General features: G+C 38.4%; 13 protein-coding genes. All 13 read right to left on the bottom strand.

The window, feature by feature from the left end; genetic code table 11:
• Window positions 1-261 precede the first annotated feature (261 nt).
• The 13 genes from LX92_RS15150 to LX92_RS15090 all read right to left on the bottom strand — a co-directional run bounded on the left by LX92_RS15150 (window position 262) and on the right by LX92_RS15090 (window position 21,718).
• On the bottom strand, window positions 262-1,746 hold the full coding sequence (locus LX92_RS15150) for a sulfatase-like hydrolase/transferase (protein ID WP_109652349.1): 1,485 nt from the start codon (window positions 1,744-1,746) through the stop codon (window positions 262-264).
• A 12-nt stretch (window positions 1,747-1,758) separates the two neighbouring features.
• Complete coding sequence (locus tag LX92_RS15145; protein WP_223308376.1) at window positions 1,759-3,453, bottom strand: sulfatase; 1,695 nt, start codon at window positions 3,451-3,453, stop codon at window positions 1,759-1,761.
• 41 nt (window positions 3,454-3,494) lie between these two features.
• Window positions 3,495-5,378, bottom strand: a complete 1,884-nt coding sequence (locus LX92_RS15140; RefSeq protein WP_170117865.1) for a CRTAC1 family protein — start codon at window positions 5,376-5,378, stop codon at window positions 3,495-3,497.
• 368 nt (window positions 5,379-5,746) lie between these two features.
• The gene (locus tag LX92_RS15135; RefSeq protein WP_109652342.1) at window positions 5,747-7,324 is read right to left on the bottom strand and encodes an MFS transporter; all 1,578 of its coding nucleotides are present in this window, start codon (window positions 7,322-7,324) and stop codon (window positions 5,747-5,749) included.
• Window positions 7,325-7,488: 164 nt separating this feature from the next.
• On the bottom strand, window positions 7,489-7,650 hold the full coding sequence (locus LX92_RS22470) for a hypothetical protein (RefSeq protein WP_170117864.1): 162 nt from the start codon (window positions 7,648-7,650) through the stop codon (window positions 7,489-7,491).
• Window positions 7,651-8,303: 653 nt separating this feature from the next.
• Complete coding sequence (locus LX92_RS15130) at window positions 8,304-10,295, bottom strand: glycoside hydrolase family 127 protein (RefSeq protein ID WP_109652339.1); 1,992 nt, start codon at window positions 10,293-10,295, stop codon at window positions 8,304-8,306.
• A gap of 72 nt (window positions 10,296-10,367) precedes the next feature.
• The gene (locus tag LX92_RS15125) at window positions 10,368-11,411 is read right to left on the bottom strand and encodes an SMP-30/gluconolactonase/LRE family protein (RefSeq protein WP_223308377.1); all 1,044 of its coding nucleotides are present in this window, start codon (window positions 11,409-11,411) and stop codon (window positions 10,368-10,370) included.
• 291 nt (window positions 11,412-11,702) lie between these two features.
• Window positions 11,703-13,454: a RagB/SusD family nutrient uptake outer membrane protein gene (locus LX92_RS15120; RefSeq protein WP_223308378.1), complete on the bottom strand. Its 1,752-nt coding sequence runs from the start codon at window positions 13,452-13,454 to the stop codon at window positions 11,703-11,705.
• 7 nt (window positions 13,455-13,461) lie between these two features.
• A complete protein-coding gene (locus tag LX92_RS15115) occupies window positions 13,462-16,701 on the bottom strand; it encodes a SusC/RagA family TonB-linked outer membrane protein (RefSeq protein ID WP_223308379.1) in 3,240 nt (1,079 codons plus the stop codon).
• Between the two features lie 519 nt (window positions 16,702-17,220).
• Entirely contained in the window at window positions 17,221-18,309 is a 1,089-nt protein-coding gene (locus LX92_RS15105; protein WP_109652334.1) for a sugar kinase, read from the bottom strand.
• A 47-nt stretch (window positions 18,310-18,356) separates the two neighbouring features.
• Window positions 18,357-19,037, bottom strand: coding sequence for a bifunctional 4-hydroxy-2-oxoglutarate aldolase/2-dehydro-3-deoxy-phosphogluconate aldolase (locus LX92_RS15100; RefSeq protein WP_211315883.1), 681 nt, complete (start codon window positions 19,035-19,037; stop codon window positions 18,357-18,359).
• A gap of 38 nt (window positions 19,038-19,075) precedes the next feature.
• The gene (locus LX92_RS15095; RefSeq protein ID WP_109652331.1) at window positions 19,076-20,521 is read right to left on the bottom strand and encodes an NAD-dependent succinate-semialdehyde dehydrogenase; all 1,446 of its coding nucleotides are present in this window, start codon (window positions 20,519-20,521) and stop codon (window positions 19,076-19,078) included.
• Between the two features lie 3 nt (window positions 20,522-20,524).
• Window positions 20,525-21,718: a mandelate racemase/muconate lactonizing enzyme family protein gene (locus LX92_RS15090; protein ID WP_244915935.1), complete on the bottom strand. Its 1,194-nt coding sequence runs from the start codon at window positions 21,716-21,718 to the stop codon at window positions 20,525-20,527.
• Between the last annotated feature and the right edge of the window lie 536 nt (window positions 21,719-22,254).

The following is a 22,254-nucleotide window of genomic DNA, read 5'->3' as shown; positions in this document are numbered from 1 at the left end:
ATAATATTACCCCCATTCGCATTTACTCCTAACAATTTAAAATCACTTTCTAGAATAAACTATGCCCGTGTTTTGATTTTTTCGCAACTAAACATGCATAAAACAAATTGGTCTAATAAAAAATAAACCATTTTACCATATACATAACCTACAGTTTCACCCTTAGTTTTTCAGCAAATTCAACCAACCCGGCAAATTGATAACCACATTCCTGAACCGCTTATTTTGAGCAAAACTTTATTATGGATTCGATTTCACTAATCATTTGCCTTCATCTAGGTCAAATGTTCCGTTGAACTTGGCCATATCCTTTTCCTTCCAGATTTCCCGTAATTCCTCAGGATCGAACCATTGGGGTTCAGCATGGAACTTACTCCATTCTTTGGCACCAGCCACCATTTGGGCAAGTTGTTCGGGATATTGGTGGCTTAAATCATTCTCTTCGCCCATGTCCTCGTCGATATTGAAGAGCTTCCAAGTATTTTGATTGGTCTTTAACGCTTTCCATTGGTCTTGTCTTACCCCGACATCGCTATACCCTTCACGATGTCTGAGCACAAAGACCATTTCCCCTTTACGAGGGTTTTTACCTGTGCTGAATGCAGGCCAAATATCCTTGCCGTTCAATTCTTTACCTTCGGGTATTTCAGCTTGTGCCAAATTGGCGAAGGTTGGGTAAAAGTCCAATGCGGAAACCGGATAGGAAAACTTCTGTCCACTAGCAACCTTACCGGGCCAATGAAAGAACATAGGTACGCGATACCCTCCTTCGCAAGTACTTCCTTTTCCTTCCCTTAGAGGAAAGTTCGTGGCACCTTTGGTGACCTTACCTCCGTTATCGCTTAAGAAAACGATAAGGGTATTATCAAATTGACCGTTTTCCTTTAGGGCGGTAACAAGTTCACCGACCCCCCTATCCACGGCATATACCATTGCAGCATAGGTGCGGCGATTTTCATCTTTAATGTCCTTGAATTTTTCCAGATCCTCGGCCTTGGCCTCCAAGGGAACATGGGGTGCATTGTACGCTAAGAAAAGAAAAAACGGATTCTCTCTCTTGCTAGCATTATCAACGAATTCGACCGCTTTATGCGATAGTTCATCGGTTAAATATTCGGTTGGGTTTTTCACTTCTTCCCCATTATGATCCAATGGTTTCAAATAATCGAAAATAACCTTTTTACCCTGTTCCCTTTGTCTATTGTAAGCAGCTGTATATTGTTCAGGGAAATAGTTGTGCCCCCCTCCAAGAAATCCATGATAGTAATCAAAACCCCTTCTATTCGGATGGTAGGCAGGCTCTGGTCCTAAATGCCATTTACCAATGGCTCCCGTATAATACCCCGCGTCATGTAATACCGTACTAATGAAGGTTTCTTTCAAAGAAACACCTTTACCTACGGTAACCTCGCTATTGGCGGGTAGATTGAATTGTGCTCCTAAAGTATGGGGATATTTACCGGTCATCAATCCTGCCCTACTTGGACCACAGAATGGATGGGATACATAGCCCGAGGTCATGATCGTACCATTGGAAGCCAATTTGTCAATTTCGGGAGTCGTAATATCCTTGGCACCATTGAACCCAACATCTGAGTACCCTAAGTCATCACACATGACCACAAGTATGTTGGGCCTTTCAACCGCTACTTTAGCATTGGCGATTTCCGGTTTTGTTTTTTCCTTGCAATTACAAAGGGATAAAAAACATATTATTAACGGTAGATATTTAATTGTTCGAAGCATTGTTTTTTAATTTTATTTAGTGTTTGCCATATCAGCAAGATTACCTTGCCAACCTTTATTAAACTGCGCTAAGAGTTCTGCTACCAATTCAGGGTTGTCATCGGCAATATTAACTGTTTCATTGGGGTCGGTTTTATGGTCATATAATTCGAAGAATAATGGTTCTGCCTTCGGATCTCTGTAATCTCTCCATAGGATGAAACGATAACGATCTGTTCGCATGGCATATCCCATGAGATAGTTTTCAAATAACTCCCTATCCCAATTGTCTTTTTGCTGATCTTTGATTTTTCCTTCTACCTCTTCGATTAAAGGCCCAAAGTAGGTTTCACGCATTCCTTTCGACAAGGGGTTTGCCGCCCATTCTCTTAAGGCGGGTGTTGGAAATTGCGTAAATGCGGCTTTCTTCCAACTTTTATTAGGGTCTTCCACTAATGGCGCAAAACTTTGTCCTTCAAGATGTTCCGGTTTATCCAACCCGGCCAATTCACAAAGCGTGGGATACATATCTACCAACTCAACCAAAGCTTTAGTCTTTTTTCCTCTAGTTTCCTTGGGCATGTCTGGTGTCCAAATCATTAAAGGAACGCGAGCTGAAATCTCATAGTTGGTTGCTTTACCCCATATTCCCATTTCACCGAGATGCCAACCATGATCGCTCCAGACCATGATTATGGTATTTTCCCTTAGACCTGCTTCTTCCAAAGCATTGATCATTTTTCCTATTTGCGCATCTATATAACTCACGGAAGCTAAATACGCATGCTTTAATGTTTTGGCCAGTTCATCATCGATTGCTCCTTTTTTGGGAATGCCATATCTGGCACGCAACTCGAATGAAGGATGCAACCCCATCGCGGCTCCATTTTTTGGGGCATGGGTTTGAGTTGTCAATTTAATACTATCACGATTATAGAGGTCCCAATATTTTTTGGGAGCCAACCAATCTAAATGGGGCTTTTTCATTCCAAGACCTAAAAAGAATGGCTTATCAGGATTTTTTTCAATCATATCTTTCATGGTCACGATAGCCAATTCCGTATTGTAACCATCTTCATAGAACGTGTCCGGCACATCCGCATATTCATAGGCAGGCCCTTTACCCAATCCATTTCTTGGAGCTTCAGGTCCATATTTGGCTATCATATCGGCTTGGTTCTTTCTAAACATTTCCTGATTTTCAGGAAGTGCGAATCCACCTGGGGTTTTCGATTTTTCAATGGTCATCTTATCATATGCAGGTTTTCTACTCCATGACAACTCAGCATCGGCAAAACCAGGTTTATGATAAATTTTACCTGTATTCGTTGCCTCATAACCATTGTTTTTAAAATGCTGTGGCAAGGTGATAATATCTGGATTAGCGTCTCTAAAATAGGTGTAATTTTCAATGACATGTATTGTTTCCGGACGGGCACCTGTCATTAAACTAGCCCTTGAAGGACTACAGATTGCTTGTTGGCAATAGGCGTTTTCAAACAATAAACCATCGTTTGAAATAGCATCCAAATTAGGGGTTATTGCCATTTCCGAACCATAGGCACCCAACTCTGGGCGTAGGTCATCAATAGCGATAAAGAGAATGTTCGGTTTTTTACTCGTTTCTTCAACGGGTTTATCATTTTGTGATTTGCAACTGACCATTAATAAGGCCGTAAGGAGAAAAAGGATAACCTCTTTTCTAAATTCAATTTTACCAAATTTCATTAGAGGACTCATGTTGTATTTTGATTTAATATGTTTGAAAATCAGTTTTTACCTATTGTTATTTTCTGTTGTGTATTATTAATGGTACGTGTTATTGCTTCCCCATTGCTCCAAGTTACGGTCACCTTTATCGGTTTGTTACATTCGCCTAAACCAAAATGAACTAGCTTGTTAAAACTTTGGGAATAGGAAGCGCCTGTACTCCCTATATGTTGTGTTTGTTCACCTGTACAGCTTTTGATGTTCACCATGGCACCCAAGGCAGTTGCCTGTCCAGAGGAAGATTTACCGACCTCTATGGAGATAAAGGAATTCGTGTTTGCTTCTTTACTAAGGTTCTTGAATAAGTGCCATTTACCACGCTCATTACCAATGACGATATCAACCTTTCCGTCGAGGTCATAATCCAAGACTTCAACGGCCATGCCCATAGAACCCCAGTCGGAAGTGGATATACCACTTACCATTTCTTGCTGGAATTGTGAATTACCTTGATTAAGGTAAACGATCGGTTCATTTTGAAAAACCATATTTCCCCTTCGGATAACTAAAAGGTCTTGAAAACCATTGTTATCGAAATCGGCAACAGAAGCCGCCACGGTGTGCTCCTCCAAAATGAGTTTTGCCTTTTCGGTTGAATCGACGAATTTTCCGTTTTTGTTCTCAAGAAAAATGTCCGGAAGCCCTTTAGGGTGGTTGTATTCCGGATAATCCAAAACACCATGCACCACTCCTGTTGTTGGTGACCATGTATTGCCAGCAATACGCCATCTGTCATTACCGACATAACCTACATGGATTCCTCCTTTTTCATTGAGTTTATCAGGAAATCCCAAGGCATTGCTGTTGACCAAACGGATATTTTTACCGGAATGGGTTTCCCCAGGAAAATCATACAAGTATCCGGTTTCACCAATATAATATGCATCATTATATGGCCATTGTGATTGGAAATTGCGCATTTGCAATACATCGCCTGTTTGTAGATCTTCAAACTTGAAATTGCCACGTTTGGTGTAAAACGCCCAATTTTTTGTTTGTTTATTGTAGAAGGTTTCCCCAATCTCAAAATCTTTACCACGGGTTAGGTAAAGATCAAAATCACCATCATTGTCATAGTCCATTTCTACCACTGAAGTAACATCGGATATTGAATTGGGTAGTACCTTACCAGTAACTTCCTTAAAAGTTAAATCGCCCAATCCTTGGAAAACTTTTATCGTTTCATGACCATATAGGATAAGATCAATGATATTATCGCTGTTGATATCGGTTAAAAGGGTTTTTTGCCCATCTGCAATGGATGGTGGTAATGTTGATTTTAGGATGAGTTGGCCATTGCCATCATTTTCATAAACATAGTTTTCGCTTTTACCCTTTTTTTCTTTTGTAGGAAAGGCAAAATTGATAAGATCAAGATCACCATCATTATCTCCATCAAAGAATTTAACCGTACGACCACGCATCATTTCCAAAGGAATATCGAAATCCTCCAACGGAATGAATTCCCTTTTTTTGTTTACCCGGAACATTTTGGAGTTACGGGCATTACTCCCAGAACCACCGCCACGGGACATGATGACCTCCAGCTTACCATCGAAATCAATATCACCAACGGCTACGCCATGAAGATCACCCATGATGATATCTATCGATTTTGCAAAATGACCCTGATTATTCCAACAGACACTTATGCCTAAACCGTGATCATTCAATAAAAGGTCTGGATACCCATCTTGGTCAAGATCGGCTACGGAAGGTGCATCCCATTTTCTTAGGTTTTTATCCTTTTGTACAAAATCTTCAAATGTTTCTTTAAAATGAACACTTGCATCCGTCACTGCATACTGTCCTTGACAATGGTTTGAAATCAGGATAAGGAACAGTGATGTAATGCTAAATGTTTTGATACTATTTTTTTGCATCACCCTCATGGTCTACTATTTTCAGTTAATTTTTTTATGACAATATCTTCGATAAAGAATTCAACAGCCTTCGTTCTGGGAAGGTCATTTTTTCGCAATTCAATCTTAAATTTGTCTATAATACCGGAAAATTCATTTTTTGTTAATTTCCTTCTACAGTCACCCATCTCCAATTTTTAAAATCACTCTCAATTGCTATAGTGATATACTGGGTTATGCAGCTATTAAAAATCAATGCCCAAATGGTATCCAACAGAACAGCCCTCATATTCCGATGCTTTACAAACCTAAAATTAGATGAAATCTGACCAATTTTTTTTCATAATTATACCTCTTTAGAGCACTATTCTAACCTTACCTGCCAATAGTCAATGTTTATTGATTTTAAGCCGAAGTTTTGATTGAATTTCCTCAATGGTCAAATTCTTGGTCTCGGGTAAGAATTTGATCAATATGGCGAGACCAATAAAAACCAAACCTCCGTAGAACATAAATATAGTGCTCGCTCCCATATTTGCAAGTTGCCATGGAAAAAAGAATTGTGTTAAAGCACTTATAGTACTAGAAATCAAGGCGAAAAACGGTATAGCAATACCTCTCAAGGAAATAGGGAAAATCTCAGATAATAAAACCCACATAATTGGGCCTACTGAAAAGTGAAAAGCTGCTATGAAACTTAAAATACCTATCAGGATCAACATTGCATTCAGTACTGCCGACTTTTGTAGAAATACACTGGAATTATCCCTTGCAGAAATATCACCCATAACCTCCTTTACAGCTTCCTTGAATTCAATATCGGTAGAAAATTGTTTGCCTACCAATACCGATAGTTTATCAACATCAGGAATGTCTTTCATTTCGGCAATAGCATCAGTCGTCATTTCATATTTGGCCGTACCAAAACCATAAGCACATACACCTAAACTTAAAATTACCCAAACCAATCCCGTAATCATCATCGGTCGTCTTCCTACTTTGTCAATAAGAACCAAGGATAATATCGTAAACAATACGCTGGTTAATCCAATCCAAATAGCTTGTTCAAATGCTGCGTTTTGACCTAAACCTAACTGTTCCATAACCGTTGGCGCATACGTTAACACCGCATTTATCCCGGTTGATTGTTGCACAATGGCCATAGTCAATGCAACAATTACCACAACGCTCATTTTCTTGCTAAAAATTTCTTTCAGTTGAGTTCCAATAGACCTGTCTTGGTTACTTTCTTCAATACTTGCTTTCATAACCTGAACATGATTCTCAATTTCTTCACTCGGAAATACTTTGGCCAAGGTTTCCCTAGCTTTATCAAACTCACCTTTATATATTAACCAAGCTGGACTTTGTGGAACAATATAAAGTAATCCGAACCATATCAATGCCGGTATTATTTCGATTCCTAACATCCACCTCCAAGTATATTCACGTATTCCTAAGGCAGATACCCATTCCGCATTTGAATTGGTGCTCTGCAGTAACCAATAATTAATGAAATAAGCGGCCGTTAAACCAAGTACAATATTGATTTGCGTCATCGAAACTAATTTACCTCTCCATTGGGCCGGTGAAACCTCACCGATATACATAGCTGCCAATGTAATTGAACTAAAAGCCAATCCCCCTAAAAAACGAGCAGCGAACAAGGTTGCAAATGAAGGGGCAAAAGCCGAACCCAATGCTGATATCAAATACAATGCTGCTATTGTTTTCAAGGTTGTTCTTCGACCATATTTATTACTGGACCAAGCGGCCATTGGTAAAGCGACCAACACTCCAATTCCCGGTCCAAATCCTAATGCGCCTACCTGCCACTCATTTAGATTGAATTCTGCCGTAATGAACTTAAATGCTCCGGAAATTAAAGCGGCATCCAGACCAAAAACAAAACCTCCCAAAGCCACTATGGTAGAATAAGTAAAGGCATTTCTTTTAAAAGAGCTCATAATGCTTATTGATTTTTGACTTTAGACCAATTAACGGTCTTAAAATTTATATTTACAATTTATACTAATTCAGTTTTGGTTACACCATTGGTCCAATTTACTTTTTCCTCAGCTGCTTTAAAACTACTTAGGCAAAAAGAAACTAAAGTTCTATGACTTACTGATTACAATGTGTCTGAGGGACCTATCCGCTGTATATGATAGGTTTCATAAACTTCAATTTTCAACGATACGCCTATGGCCCAGGTTTTCCCTTTTTTGGCATCCCCAATCTCGGCACTTAAATAGTTGTTGTTCTTGGCCTTGGTCATTTCATTTTTGAACAAATGCCATTTTCAAGTGGGTTACCCAGTACAACATACTCCTATCCATCTTGACTGTAATCAAACGATTCAAACTAACCTTGTACTATGTATGTTCGTTATCATTTATATGGATTTAATACGTTAAATTATGCCAACATCCTTTCCCTATTTAAAAAAACACCATAAACCTGGTCCTTACAAAGGAAGGGGTAAATATTAACCCTCAATAAGTATATCTTAACTGATGCATACCATATTTTACCTTAAGTAAATTCCTTTTTTGTTTTTACACCCCTATACCTCGTACTTTGCCTCCTAAAAACAAGTAGTAAAAAAAAGCCAATCCATGCCAGAAAAGCTATATAGAAAAGTTCAGGTTAAAATCTCCGGCCTTTGCCAAGTATCCTATGATAATCGGTGTAACCGCTGCTGACAGCCTAAGCAATGGAGATGTGCATAGTAAACTTATAGATGATTACCACGACCACCAATATCGCCATAGCCTTAATCTTCTGTCATCATAAGCACAATATCCGGTCTATCTTGAGCGAAAAGGGCTGCATTGAAAATATAGGGGATCATTGGAAGAACAACAATATTAAAACCCCATAACCAATTGTTTTGGAATATGAATAGAGCATGATTGTTCCTAAAATAAATTGATTCCTATATTATTAGGAATTCCATACGACAGGTATAAACACCGTCATTTCAGCTTGCCCCCTATTGCTCCAAGCAAAATAAGGAACAAGTTGTGTTTTATATGACTTAAATTCTGGTTTTGAAATGGCCTGATACATTTCATCATTCCTATCTTCCCTCAATAACAATTCTGTTTCAACAACGGTAACACCATTTAGAAAATCTGGTTTATGAACTGCTTTTAATTCTGCATTTCCTTTTATGTATGCATTTAAAATAGACGTGTTTTCTGGTAAATCCGGTGTCTCTAAACAATATACAATCGGCCCTCTTTTTACGGCGATTTGATTTCTGGTTTCTTCAATTCTGTTATGGCCTTCTAAACGCATTACGTTCATTGGCATGTCTAAAGTAATGGTATCTCCTGCTTTCCATTTTCTGTTTACAACAGCGAATCTTCCAGGAACCACATCAACATGAGCACCTTCTCCATTAATCTTAAGCGTGCTTCCTACAGCCCAATTTGGAATCCTGATTTTAATCTCGAAAGTTGATTCCTTACATTCATTAACAGTTATTTTGACCAATCCATTCCAGGGATACTCTGTGTCTTGTGATAGTTTTAATGAAGAACCATCTAACATAGTCGTATCTAGATCATTACTTCCGAATAACACAACAGCCACTCCATTTTTCGATAGATTATAAGCCCAACCGGATGATTTACAAATTGTTCTCACCAAGTTCGGTGGACAACAGAAACACTCTAAATAGGGTTGTCTTACTGGACTTTCCGTTACATCTGCATGAGAATCATAATTTCTGGAATTATTTACCATACGTAATGGATTGGAATAGAAATATTCTGTTCCTTCAAGGCTAATTCCTGACAAGCCACTGTTATACAAAACCAATTCAATTATGTCCGCATATCTTGATTCATCCTTAATACCCATCATCCGACTACTGAACATTGCATTACATAAGTTGGCGCAGGTTTCATTATAGGCAGTCATGTTTGGCATCATGTAAGCATCTATAAAGCCTTCTTCTATCATATCCAGATTGGTAGACGCCCCATAATGTGCTTGTCCAACAGCCCCTGTTACATACATTTTTTTTCCTGTGACATTTTCCCACAACTTATCCAAGGCATCTATTAGTGCTTTTTCGCCTGTTTCTGCATAAACATCGGCAGCCCCGGCATAATAATACAGTGCCAATACTGCATGGCCAACAGCTTCTTCAGACTCGCGTAAGGGTGTGCGCTCCTGAACCATATCGCCAATAGGATAGCCTTCTGTGGTAGAATCATGTTTGATTTCAAAAGTTCCACGTCTGTTAATGAACTTCTCCGCCAATTTCAAATATTTTTTATCCTTAACCGTTCTGTAAAGCTCAACCAATCCCATAATTTGAGTTTGATTAAAACCAAATCTTTGATAGTGTTTTGTATCTGGCATAAAATAGGTGAACAACAAATTGGCTTGTTTTATAGCTATATCCAGAAAATTATGTTGACCCGTCATGCGATAATGAATAGAAGCTGCAATAAACAAATGTCCAAAATTGTACATCTCATGATACTTCCGGTTTTCGAATCGGTCTGCACCTTCTGTAATTTGAATGTACGTATGAATGTACCCATCTTCTTCTTGTGCCCTACCTATAAGAGCGATATAGTCATCCAATTCTTTTAAAATAGTCTTATCCTTGGTAAGTCCGTAAATGTATGTTTTGGCTTCCATGAATTTGTAGAAATCCCCATCATGCCAATAGAATCCCTTGTGTTCTCCTTCTTTTTCCCCTGCTGCAATTTTAAAGTTGTTCAAAGCATGGCCCACATCACCACAAAGAAGACCCCCCATATAAGGTAGCATTTGCTCTTCTGCGGTTTTTACTTTTTCGGCCCAAAACCCTGAATTCCAATTACAATCCCCAAAGTTGATGCTCTTTAGTTTAACATACGGGCTCTGCGACGTATTCGTTATAGCCTTGTTATGAAAGTTTGCATCTTTTTTCATAATTTTCTCTCTTTATATGGTTGAATCAATGTGAATTGCGTTATGTTGGTGAAATTAATTTTATATTGTTCTTTAGTATATTTTTATATATGACAAAGTATAAGGTTTACTATGCTTAGAATTTATAATTCCTTCTCCAGACATTAAATCAAAATTAGAAATAATGATATTGTTCATATACACGATTATATCTGCAGGTTGGTCTATTTGGCCATTTGCTCCATCATTATCATCATAATCCGCAATTAAAGTTACGTTACCTTTGAGGTCAACCTTTAGAATTTGGTTCTGACAAAAACCTGCAACATAAATATTATCATTCGAATCGGTATTGATACCATCTATCCCCGTTACTTTTGGAACGTTTGCAAACAGTTCCTCTTTTGTAACCTTGCCTTCCTCATCCAAAATTAATTTTATAAGCTCCCCATCTCCAAAATCACCAACAAATAATTCACCTGCTTTATTAAATACCAAACCGTCCAAACCAACTTTTCTATCCGGGTTGATGGTTTCTGTAATGTAAATTAAATTGGAATCAGATTTATCATTCTTAATAAAAATGTTCCTATCTGAAGTTTTAAACCTGTATAAACCGCTCACATGATTTTCGGTTCTTATTTTTGGCATGGCGGGTTGCGTTACATAAACAGCACCATCATGATAGCGAATACCATTAGGTTGCCCCATACCTTCGGCAACAATTTCAATAGTATGATTCCCTTTTCCATCAAAAGTGATGCATAATACCTGCCCTTGGTTCTTTCCTTGGTTGTTACAAACAAACAAACTACCATCTGGTGCATAGGCTATACCCATGGGGTTGGAGTTTCTATCCTTTATAACCCCTGGTATTTCCAAAAGTTTGGTGATTTTTTTATCCTTATCGATTTTTACTAAAATACCAGGCAATGTTCTATCTGCAAAGTTAGGACATGAGAGTACCAAACTCCCATCTGGAGCAATATCAAAAGCATCTGGTGTCGGACAAAAGCTGGGTAACTCAACAAAAAGTTTTGCCGGTTTTAAATTTTTCTGTTGTGCATCAACATGGTATATCCCTATTACCATTAAAATGGCAAGGGTAAGCGATTTAGTGTGTATTAGATAGGTCATGTAGTAATATTCAATATTTTATTAAATCGCCAGTTATACGAACAATGAACATTAGTTCTACAACATGAGCTATTTCACATATAGAATCAGGTTCCCCAATTTGATCGTTCCTCAAATTTATTGAAGTGAGTAAATAAGTGCTTGGTTTTGGGCTTTTCTTTGGAATTTGAAAATGTCCCAATAGATAGAACCAAGAGTAGGAATAATTTTTTCAAAGTACTTGAAAATTCTAAATTAAGATAAAATACCGAGGTTTTTGGCCTCGGTATTTTTATATGCTACGAGGAAATATCAATAACCATAATTTTGCTCCAAAGAAGCATCCTTATCAATTTCCGTTTGTGGAATTGGCAAGTAATACCTATAATCAAACCAAGGTCTTGTTACAACAGTATACTCTTCATGATTTAAAGTTCCATCCACAGCCTTTGTCCATTTTAATCCTTTAATATCATATCCTCCGATATGGTCTTGATTCATCCATCTTCTTTCATCAAAAAAGTTATGCCCCTCAAAACAAAGCTCTACTCGCCTTTCTCTTTTTATTGCTTCCAAAAGTTCATTTCCTGCTGCTGTAATTTCTGGTTGAAGGGCTCTCATAGAGACTTTATTTAAATACTCCCGTGCGGTTGTTTCATCTCCCAATTCATACATAGCCTCTGCATAGTTCAAATAAACTTCAGCCAGTCTATACATGATATATGGACGGTCCGCAGAAAAACTTGTTAAAGTGGATAAGCTTTCGTCTTGGAATTTCCTTATATTATATCCTGTTTTAGATGAATGTAATTGGTTTCCCAATCCATTTGGAGAATCCAAACCATCAGGGGTTTCATCACTTGGATTATCTGCTAAAGCATAATCTACCTGGCGATCTCTAAACATTGCTCCTTGAAAATTCAAATCAGCATAATATCTCATTTCCCTGTTTTCATTTGGTTGATTTGCATCATAGCTTCCTACAGAGGTTGAAGTACCATCTGCCATATTGAATTCCAAAGCGAAGTTCAACGTAGGGGAACTTAATCCCCAACCACCATAACCATTTGGTGATTGCGCCTGATCGGGCAACGTATTTATGTCATTTGCCATTTCTGCATACAAGCTTCCATATGACCTAGCAAATAAAATATCCTGATTTGGATGTAAAAATAAATTTTGATATTCCGTTGCATTTGCAACGGAAATTAAATCACGGGCACCAACTAGATCTATTACTGCTTTTGCCGCATCAGCTGCATCTTGCCATTTTGTTGTTTTAGAATAATCATAAAGCAGTCCATTTGGTACAGTATTTGGATCATGCAATGGACTTGCTGCATACAATAAAGTACGTGATTTAACTGCTAGAGCAGCTAATTTGGTTGCTCTACCGAATTCTGAAGCTTCTATTGGCAAAACTGCGGCAGCTTCATCTAAATCATTTACTATAAACTCTACACAATCCTCAAAACTATCCCTGGACAAACTAAAGTCATCATCCAATCCAAATGTTGTTTCCATGATTGGAACACCCCCATAATACTTTATTAGATTAAAATAAGTAAAAGCTCTTAAAAACTGCATTTCCGCTTTTAATTGAGCCACTTCCTCTGGGTTTTCTTCCATTGCTTCGCTACCTTCGATCTTTTCTAAAAACTCATTAATCAACTTCACATAATCCCAAGAAGTTTCCCATCTATTATTAAATGCCAAACCCGCATTACTAGGAGACCATCCACCTCTCATTTTATAAGGATTATCTAAATCCTTAAAGTTAAATTTAGCTTCCCAAGATGCACCTTCAATACCGATTCTTTGTGTCCACCATTGAGAACGGTTTATGGCCCAACTATCCGTAGTATTATATGCCGTCACTACAACAAGTGCTGCTTGGTTTACATCACCATAAATTGCATCTTCTGTAAAAGAATCGCTCGATTCCGTATCTAAAATATCATTATTGCAACCCACTATTGTAAAAATAGTCAGAAGAACAACCGCCAATTTTATTTCTATATGTTTCATCTTTTTGAATTTCTTATTGATTAAGGTCTGATTCATTTTTTAATTAAAAATTAAAATTTAAACCTAACGTAAATGATTTTAAAGAAGGATAGGTACTACTTCTGAAACTATTATACCCTTCTGCTTCAGGATCTAATCCTAAATCATATATGTCAGAAAACAGGGTTAACATATTATAACCTCTAACATATAATTTAGCTTCTCCAAATTTTAACACATCCTTGGATATGGTATAGCCCAATTCGATTTCTTTCAACCTAAGGTATGAGGCATCCTGTAAATATATGTCTGCACCTTGGAAATTATCTGGCCCATTCAAACTTGAACTATATGAATCTCCTGTTGCAAATGCCCTTGGGAATTTTGCCCCTGTATTTTCAGGGGTCCATCTTTGATTGTATAAGAAATCCGGTAATGCCCCATTTCCTTCAAAATATACCTGCATTTTTGCTTCTGCCTGCCCTTGAAACAAGAAATTAAAATTCCAATTTTTCACATTTAAACCACCATAAAAGCCATATTGAATTTCAGGCACATTGGACGAATAAGAACGAATTCTATCCCCTGCATCAATTTTCCCATTACCATCAGTATCAATATAGTATGGTTCACCAGCTACTGTACCTGCCAATTTTACAGGTTCAGCATCGACTTGGGCTTGGTTTTGGAAAATTCCATTAGTCGGATATACTAAATACGAATCCATTGGGTGTCCTTCTTGTTTAATGGCATCTGCGACATTCTCAGCCTCGTCCATATAAACAATTTCATTTTTAGCTTGTGTAAAGTTAAAACCAAAATTATACCCTAAATCACCAACTTTATCATTCCAACCTAATTCCAATTCCCAGCCATAATTATCAACTTTCCCTATATTTTCCTGAGGTAAGGTTAGCCCTGTATAATCTGGAACAGATGCGTTTCTTGTTACTAAGATGTCTTCCCTTTTTTGATAAAAATAATTTAGATCACCTGTTAATTTATTATCAAATAATGTGAAATTCAAACCTATATTTTTCATGTCTGCAGACTCCCAAGTAATAGCTTCATTTGCGGCTTCAACCCCTATGCTGGAATACCCATTATAATATTCGCCACCAAAATTGTAGTAATTAGGCTTTGCCCCAACATTTCCCGCATAATCATATTGTGTTAAATACTGGAAGCCGGTAATACGGTCATTCCCCATTTTTGCCCAAGAAGTTCTAAGTTTCAATGAATTTATCCAGGAAACATTTTCCAAAAAAGACTCCCTATTTATAGCCCATGAAAAAGCAATTCCAGGGAAAGTACCAAACCTATTTCCAGGACCAAAATTACTGGACCCATCATGGCGTAATGTTAAATCTAAGTAGTACTTCTTCATATAATCATAGGAAAGGGATCCAAAATAATTTACACGGGCCCATTCATAAGAGGTACCATCGGAGGTTTGACCATCTGTATCTCCTGCAAATAACTCAGAATGTTCAGAATCTGGAAAACCTATCTTTTCTACCCAAAAATTTCGTTGATCTGATGTAGTTTGTTCATACCCGACAAATCCACTAAAATTGTGCTTATCATTAATCGATTTCGAATAATACAATGTAGCATTCAACATTAACTCATTGTATTTCCAAAAACTTTCAGTTAAGATATTCTCACTACCATCCTGTGAAAAACCAGTTTGTGAAACATAGTCATCAGTACTTTCAAGATATGTGTAAACCGTCCAAGGAGTGTACCATGATTTTTGATCATAACTCATTCGTCTCATCCCTGCATAACCTTTAAACTTTAGGCCTTCAGTAAGTTTATGTAAGTCATAATCAATTGTGAATTTCGCTCTTAAATCATTATCAATCTTCTTATCAAAACCTGATTCTTTACTAGACATAATAGCAGGGTTTAAACCATTCTCCCCCCCCCAGGCAATTAAACCATTTGGATATACGGCAACTTCTGTTGGTGCGTTATTATAAATCTGTTTGTATATGGGACCAGTGCCAATACCAGGCTCTAAAGTTTCTCCAAATCTTCCAGATAGATCAATACCTAATTTAACATCTTCGGTAATTCTAATATCAAGATTGGATCGTATTTGATCTTGATCAAATTTTAAATCCCCTGATTTATACATTCCTGTTTGGCGAATCATATCCCCACTAACAAAATAATTTACATTATCATTTCCTCCTGAAATCGATAAAGAAGTCCTTGACTCCGGAGAGCTCTTAGCGAAAGTCTCATCAGCCCAGTCTGTATTAGGAAAATTAATGGGATCTGAACCATCCGCATACTTAGCAATATCCGCTTGAGAATAGATGGGGTCATTCCCATATCTTTCTGCTATTTCATTATTATAAATTGCATATTGCTCAGAAGACATTAAGCTTGGTGTAGCGGAAAAGGAAGAAACTGTATATGAAGTAGATAAACTTATCTTAGCTTTTCCGTTTTTCCCTCTTTTTGTTGTTACTAAAATAACCCCGTTGGCAGCCCTTGCCCCATAAATTGCAGCTGCACCATCTTTTAAAACTGTTAAACTTTCAATGTCTTGAGGTGCTAAATTTGCGAAAGTTGACGCTACAATTCCATCAATTAATATTAGAGGTGAATTGTTTCCTAAAGTAGATTTCCCTCGAATCAATAATGTTGCATCATTAGCCCCAGGTGTACCACCTCTATCGGAAATAATTAAACCTGAAACTTTCCCTGCCAATGATTTCACTAAATCTTTACTACCAGATTTTGCAATATCATCTGCACTTACAGTACTAACAGACCCTGTAACCTCTCCTTTTTTCTTAGTGGTATACCCTAAAACAACAACCTCTTCCAATTGCGAGGTATCTTCTACCAAAATGACATCAATAGCAGTTTGATTGCCAACGGCAATTTCCTGAGTAGCATAGCCCACATAAGAAACGACCAATACTGGATCGTTACTATCTATGGACAAGGTGAAATTACCATCAAAATCGGTTTGTGTACCATTGGTGGTTCCTTTTACGACAACACTCGCGCCGGGAAGAGGGCCTTGGGAGTCAAAAACGGATCCAGTGATAACAGTTTGTTCTGAATACTCATTATCCATAAGGATCGAACGTTCAACCTTGGTGACTAGAACATCGTTATGCAAGGATGTTCTTGAGCCATAATTTTCAGAGGCATATATCCCCGTTAAGGAAACAATAAGGCAAAATGAAACTACTAATACGTTTCTAATCCCTTTTTTGAAACCCAAACCATCTTTCCCAAGACAGTTAATCCTTGTTCGTGGTTTTCTTTTTGTTTTCATAAAGTTTTCATGTATTGAGTTGATTTTAGTTTTATTTGAAATTCGCAATCACTCCTTTTGAATTAATCCTATCTATTACACCGGAGTGACTAATTTCTATACAAAAGAACAGTAAGATGAGGGTAGCGGAGTTCAATAAATTACCTACTATTAGCATTATATTAACCTTTTTATCAATATATGTTTTTTAAAGACACTTTTTTGTGGATTCGACACATTGAAACATTGCGTTTTAGCTATTTCGCAGAAACCCACCCCTTCTGGCAAAAACGAGCATTGGCAAAAATAAGCTTGAGCGAACTAAAGGAAACAACCTTAAATTATTATAACAAACACATCAATGAAAAGAATCAACAATTTAAAATTAAAGGTATTTGAACATTCTCTATCGGTTTTAAACCTGAGAATGTAATTTAAGATCCGTTGATTATAAAACAAAAAACTGTCCGAATAGTATATATAATACTATCGGACAGTGCTGTTAAGAATAAAAGACAGATTCCTTGTTTTATTTTACATTTAACGTACAACCCTTCCTGATCCAGAGCCACCCATAAGGGCTTCTACCTCGTCACGGGTTGAAAAATTGAAGTCCCCTTTGATCGAATGTTTAAGGCATGAGGCGGCAACGGCATATTTCACCGCTGTTTTGGAATCTGCCAAATCAGGGGTGTTCAAGGCAAAAATCAATCCACCCGCAAAGGAGTCACCTCCACCTACCCTATCCACAATGTTCTTGATTTGATAGGATTGATAATTCCCCTCGGCATCCAAAGGTGCGAAAAAAGGTTTATCCAATTTAACATCATATAGCATAGCGCCCCAATTGTTGTGGGAAGCAGAAAGACTCTCTCGCAAAGTAATGGCGACCTTGCTTACATTTGGAAATTGTTTCACCACTTGTCTGGCTACATCAGGATATCTGGAAGTATCCAATTTACCTGAATGTACATCGGTATCCCCAGCCCTTATACCCAAAACGTCGTGACAATCCTCTTCATTTCCAATGACAACATCTATAAACGGTAAAATGGTGCGCATGGTTTCTTGCGCTAATTCACGCGCAGTTTTGGTCTTATCCCAATTCCATAATTTACCTCTGAAATTAAGATCGATCGATACGGATGCACCGGCAGCTTTTGCCTTTTGTGCAGCCACTAAGGTAGCCTCTGCAGCATTTCTTGAAAGCGCGGGGGTAATTCCACTTAAATGCAGCCATCCGGCCCCATTAAAAATAGCATCCCAATTATATGCGCTGGCCGGAGTTATGGCAACAGCTGAGTCCGCCCGGTCATAAATGACATTGCTAGGGCGTTGATTGGCTCCCGTTTCTAAAAAATAGAGCCCCAATCGTCCTTTGTCGGTACGTAGTACGTATTGGGTATCGATACCCACAGCACGAACGGCATCCATTGTAGCTTCTGCCAAGGCATGTTTAGGCAATGCGGTAACATAGCGGGCTACCCCCCCAAAATTACAAACAGAGGCAGCTACGCTAGCCTCGGCTCCTGCATAGGTTACCTCAAATTCACGTGTTTGGCGTAATCTTAAATTCGCTGGTGAAGCCATACGCCCCATTATCTCCCCAAAGGTTACAACTTTTTTCATGTTTGCTTAAATCTAAAATCCCAATACCTAGGATTATGTTAATTGAGTTATTTTTTATTCGTTCTTATTTGATCGATCAATGTTCTGATTTCACTTGCATTTTTTGTAATGGCCTCCCAATTCTCCGCTTGGATCAAAGGTCTTTTCGCTACCCATGAACCTCCAATTGCGGTAATTAGATCGGATTGTAGGTAAGTACTTGCATTGGCTAGGTTGCATCCTCCTAGAGGAATGAATTTTAGCCCTAAATATTGATATGGAGCTACCATATTCTTCAAGTGGTTCATGCCACCCGAAGTTTCCGCAGGAAAATATTTCAGAATACGGCAACCTTCTTCCAAGGCCATTTCAATATCTGTTGGGGTCATGATTCCGGGTGCGAAGGAAAGCCCTAACTTTTTCGCTTCCTTAAGAACTCTTGGATTACATCCGGGGGAAACTGCAAAATCAGCATCCACATCAACTACAGCCTTTACCTGATCTACAGTTAAGACCGTACCAAAACCCAGTGTCATCTCCGGAACCTCTTTTTTGATTGCTTTAGCCGCGTCGATTGCAGCCGGTGTTCTCAATGTGAGTTCAATTGCATCGACCCCACCTGCAAGAAGTGCTCTTGCCACGGGTACGGCATGTTTTACTTCATCAATAATCAACACCGCAATAATGCCGGCGTTGTCTATTTTCTGTATTAGTCCAGGCGACATGGCCTGTTGTTCAATAGGTTGCATATGTGTTTAGTATAATTTTCGATTTACGTATTCAGGGGTCAGAGGGCTACCGTGATTCTTTTTTTAATCAAGTAGTCATCCAAGGCCAAATGCGAACAGTCATGTCCGATACCACTATTCTTTATGCCTCCATGAGGAAGGTATATGGAATATTTTACCCCATTCACTTGGATCTCTCCAAATTGAAGATCCCTGCTAAAGCGTTCTATTCGTTTATGGTTATTGGTGAAAATATATGACGCGAGTCCAAACTCAGTATCATTGGCCAACTTCAGAACCTCGTCATCAGTAGTAAAACGCATAATCGATGCAATAGGCCCAAAGGTTTCCTGTCTAAAAACCCGCATTTCCGTTGTCATACCACTTAGGACTGTAGGTTCTAACCAATAGCCTTTTTCCATGCCTTTGGGAATATTGCCCCCATATTCAAGTTTCGCCCCTTTGTCCACCGCATCATTGATCAATTCGAACATACGATCGCGGTCTTTTCGGGTGACCAAAGGTCCCATATCGGGCTCCTCATCAATACCGAAACCTAATTTAAGTTTCGATACCCTGTCGATATATGCAGCAAGAAATTTATCATAGATACCATCTTGAACGAATATTCTATTGGCCGCCACACAGACTTGACCTGTATTTCCAAATTTTAGGGCAATGGCCAAATCCAAGGCTTGGTCGAAGTCTGCATCGTTAAAGACCATGAAAGGAGCGTTACCTCCCAATTCCATACCCAATTTTTTTATCGAAGTAGTACTATCGGCAATTACTTTTTGACCAGTTGCCGTAGACCCTATCATAGTTAGTACTGCGGGTATTTTACTCGTTGTCATAGTGGTAGCCACCTCACTACTGGGTCCGGTCAATATATTCACCACCCCAGCAGGGAAATCAATATTATGCAATATTTCACCTATCATGTACGCTGATAGTGGTGAAAGGGCTGATGGTTTAATAATAATCGAACAACCTGAAGCCAGTGCAGGGCCTAATTTAAATCCAACATTCAACAGGGGGAAATTCCATGCCAAATAGGCTACCGCAACCCCAGCTGGTTGGTGCACCATTTTATGGGTATGGGTGTTTTCATAATCTGGGATTTGTTCGTCCCTAAGATTTTTCATTGCCGCGGGATACCATTCAAGTCCATTGATCACCCCTTCGATATCTTCCCAGGCACCCGCATAGGTTTTACCCATTTCATAGACCATGGCAGAACGCAGGTCTGATTCTTTTTCCAATACCGCAGTTCGTAATTTATCCATCCATACCGTTCTTTCGGCAAGGGACAATCTAGACCAATATTCAAATCCTTTTTGGGCAGCATCCAAGGCCTTTAAGGCATCCTTTTTGCCCGCCCAGGCAATTTCCGCCACTTTTTCCTCATTAGCGGGACATATGACAGCACTACGTTGACCGTCTGCGGCATCGACTAATTTTCCTCCTATATATAATTTGTGATATCCAAAATCCATTGTATTCATAATTTAAAACTTAATAAAGGTACTTAATTTGGTATCCTGATATTTCCTCAAGGCATCCATATTCACATCAACGCCCAAACCTGGACCTTTAGGCACTTGTATGAGACCATTTTCTACTTGGACACAACTGTGGGTAACCTCATCACGTAAGGCATTTTCGGTACGATCCAGTTCCATTGTGGGTAAGTCATTATAAAGCCTACCGGGATTCTTATCTAGATTGGCCACAAAATGTATGGCAGCACTTATAGCTATCCATGTACCCCATGTGTGTGGTACAAGATCCTTGTTGAAGGCCTGGGTCAAGGATGCGATTCGCTTTACTTCAGTAAGTCCACCTGCTGCACAGATGTCGGGCTGTGCAATGTCGATACATTCATTTTCCAACAAACGTCTAAAACCGAATTTTAGATATTCACATTCGCCTCCTGCAATAGGAATCGAGGTATTCTCCCGTAATCTCCGATACCCCTCATAATCTTCAGGAGACACAGGTTCTTCGAACCAAGAGATATCATACTGTTCTACTTTTCTTGATAGTTCTATGGCTTCACTATAATTGTAGGCATGGTTGGCATCGATCATTAATTTCATATCTGGACCAATGGCCTTTCGTATGGCCCGAACAAATTGCTCATCTTTTTTGATGCCCAAACCCACTTTCATTTTTAGGGCATGGAATCCCTGGGATTTGTACAAGAGGGCCTCCTCTATCAGATTTTGTTCAAGATTATCCACCTGCGTAAAATAGAGTCCAGTAGCATATGGTTGTATGACAGGGTTTTTAATACCTCCCAACAATATAGCCACTGGTAGATTAAGCAATTTCCCTTTTATATCCCAAAGCGCAACATCCAAAGCACTTATTGCAGCCTGTAACGTACCACTTCGGGCATAATCCATGGAACGACGGTACATTTCTTCCCAAATAACTTCATGTTGTAAAGCATCTTTTCCCAATATAAAGGAGCTAAAGAAATCTATTCCGGCCTTAATGACATCGGCAGGACCGTAACCTTCCCCCCAGCCATAAGTACCATCCTCCAAGGTAATTTTAACAATACATATTTTTCTGGTATCGTACTGCCATTGTGAAAAATAGAAGGGGGTGTCCAATTTGTGGACAATTATGAAAGGTTCAATTTTCGCTATCTTCATGATATTGGTCTTTTCCTCAAGGTTTTGTCTTTTCTGCACCTTAAGTGATTTTTTTTCAAAACAATCAATTATGTGGTTTATTTTCTAGAGCGTTTGTTATTGTTTTTATTTGATCAACAATAGATTTAAAGGCAATTACCCACCATACCCTAGCCAAAGAGTAATGATTCTTTGTACCACATACATTTTACATCACAAAAGAACAGCAATATGAGGCATGTGCACAAACGCATTTTAACCAGCACTTACATTATATTAACAGGTTTTGCTTTCTCTGAACATAAAATAGAAAAATGAACATGAAATTTTCGTTTATTTTCTGTAATAGCATTTGTTTAAGGCATATAAGAGTAACAGTATGTCGTGTTGGTTATGATTCTTTGATAGCAAAAAAAAGGTGATGGGAAAATTACCCACCACCATAACTAAACGTAACAAACTAACTCAAATGATAATCCTATTTTTGGTAATATAAACCTTCCTTTGATGTCTTTTCAACCAATAAAAATTATTCCGCTAAAGGCCGGGCTACAGCCGTGATAGTGTCTTTATTTAATACACCAATACTAAATTCA

Origin of the sequence: Maribacter polysiphoniae, from assembly GCF_003148665.1 — a bacterium.
Taxonomy (GTDB): Bacteria; Bacteroidota; Bacteroidia; order Flavobacteriales; family Flavobacteriaceae; genus Maribacter_A; species Maribacter_A polysiphoniae.
Note: the sequence above shows the minus strand (reverse complement) of the source record. Positions and strands in the feature narration are given on the sequence as shown.

Excerpts from the sequence above, each read along its gene's own strand:
- LX92_RS15120 (WP_223308378.1), bottom strand. The coding sequence starts at position 13,454 with ATGAATCAGACCTTAATCAATAAGAAATTCAAAAAGATGAAACATATA.
- LX92_RS15145 (WP_223308376.1), bottom strand. The coding sequence starts at position 3,453 with ATGAAATTTGGTAAAATTGAATTTAGAAAAGAGGTTATCCTTTTTCTC.
- LX92_RS15150 (WP_109652349.1), bottom strand. The coding sequence starts at position 1,746 with ATGCTTCGAACAATTAAATATCTACCGTTAATAATATGTTTTTTATCC.
- LX92_RS15125 (WP_223308377.1), bottom strand. The coding sequence starts at position 11,411 with ATGACCTATCTAATACACACTAAATCGCTTACCCTTGCCATTTTAATG.
- LX92_RS15105 (WP_109652334.1), bottom strand. The coding sequence starts at position 18,309 with ATGAAAAAAGTTGTAACCTTTGGGGAGATAATGGGGCGTATGGCTTCA.
- LX92_RS15135 (WP_109652342.1), bottom strand. The coding sequence starts at position 7,324 with ATGAGCTCTTTTAAAAGAAATGCCTTTACTTATTCTACCATAGTGGCT.
- LX92_RS15140 (WP_170117865.1), bottom strand. The coding sequence starts at position 5,378 with ATGCAAAAAAATAGTATCAAAACATTTAGCATTACATCACTGTTCCTT.
- LX92_RS15115 (WP_223308379.1), bottom strand. The coding sequence starts at position 16,701 with ATGAAAACAAAAAGAAAACCACGAACAAGGATTAACTGTCTTGGGAAA.
- LX92_RS15130 (WP_109652339.1), bottom strand. The coding sequence starts at position 10,295 with ATGAAAAAAGATGCAAACTTTCATAACAAGGCTATAACGAATACGTCG.
- LX92_RS15100 (WP_211315883.1), bottom strand. The coding sequence starts at position 19,037 with ATGCAACCTATTGAACAACAGGCCATGTCGCCTGGACTAATACAGAAA.
- LX92_RS15095 (WP_109652331.1), bottom strand. The coding sequence starts at position 20,521 with ATGAATACAATGGATTTTGGATATCACAAATTATATATAGGAGGAAAA.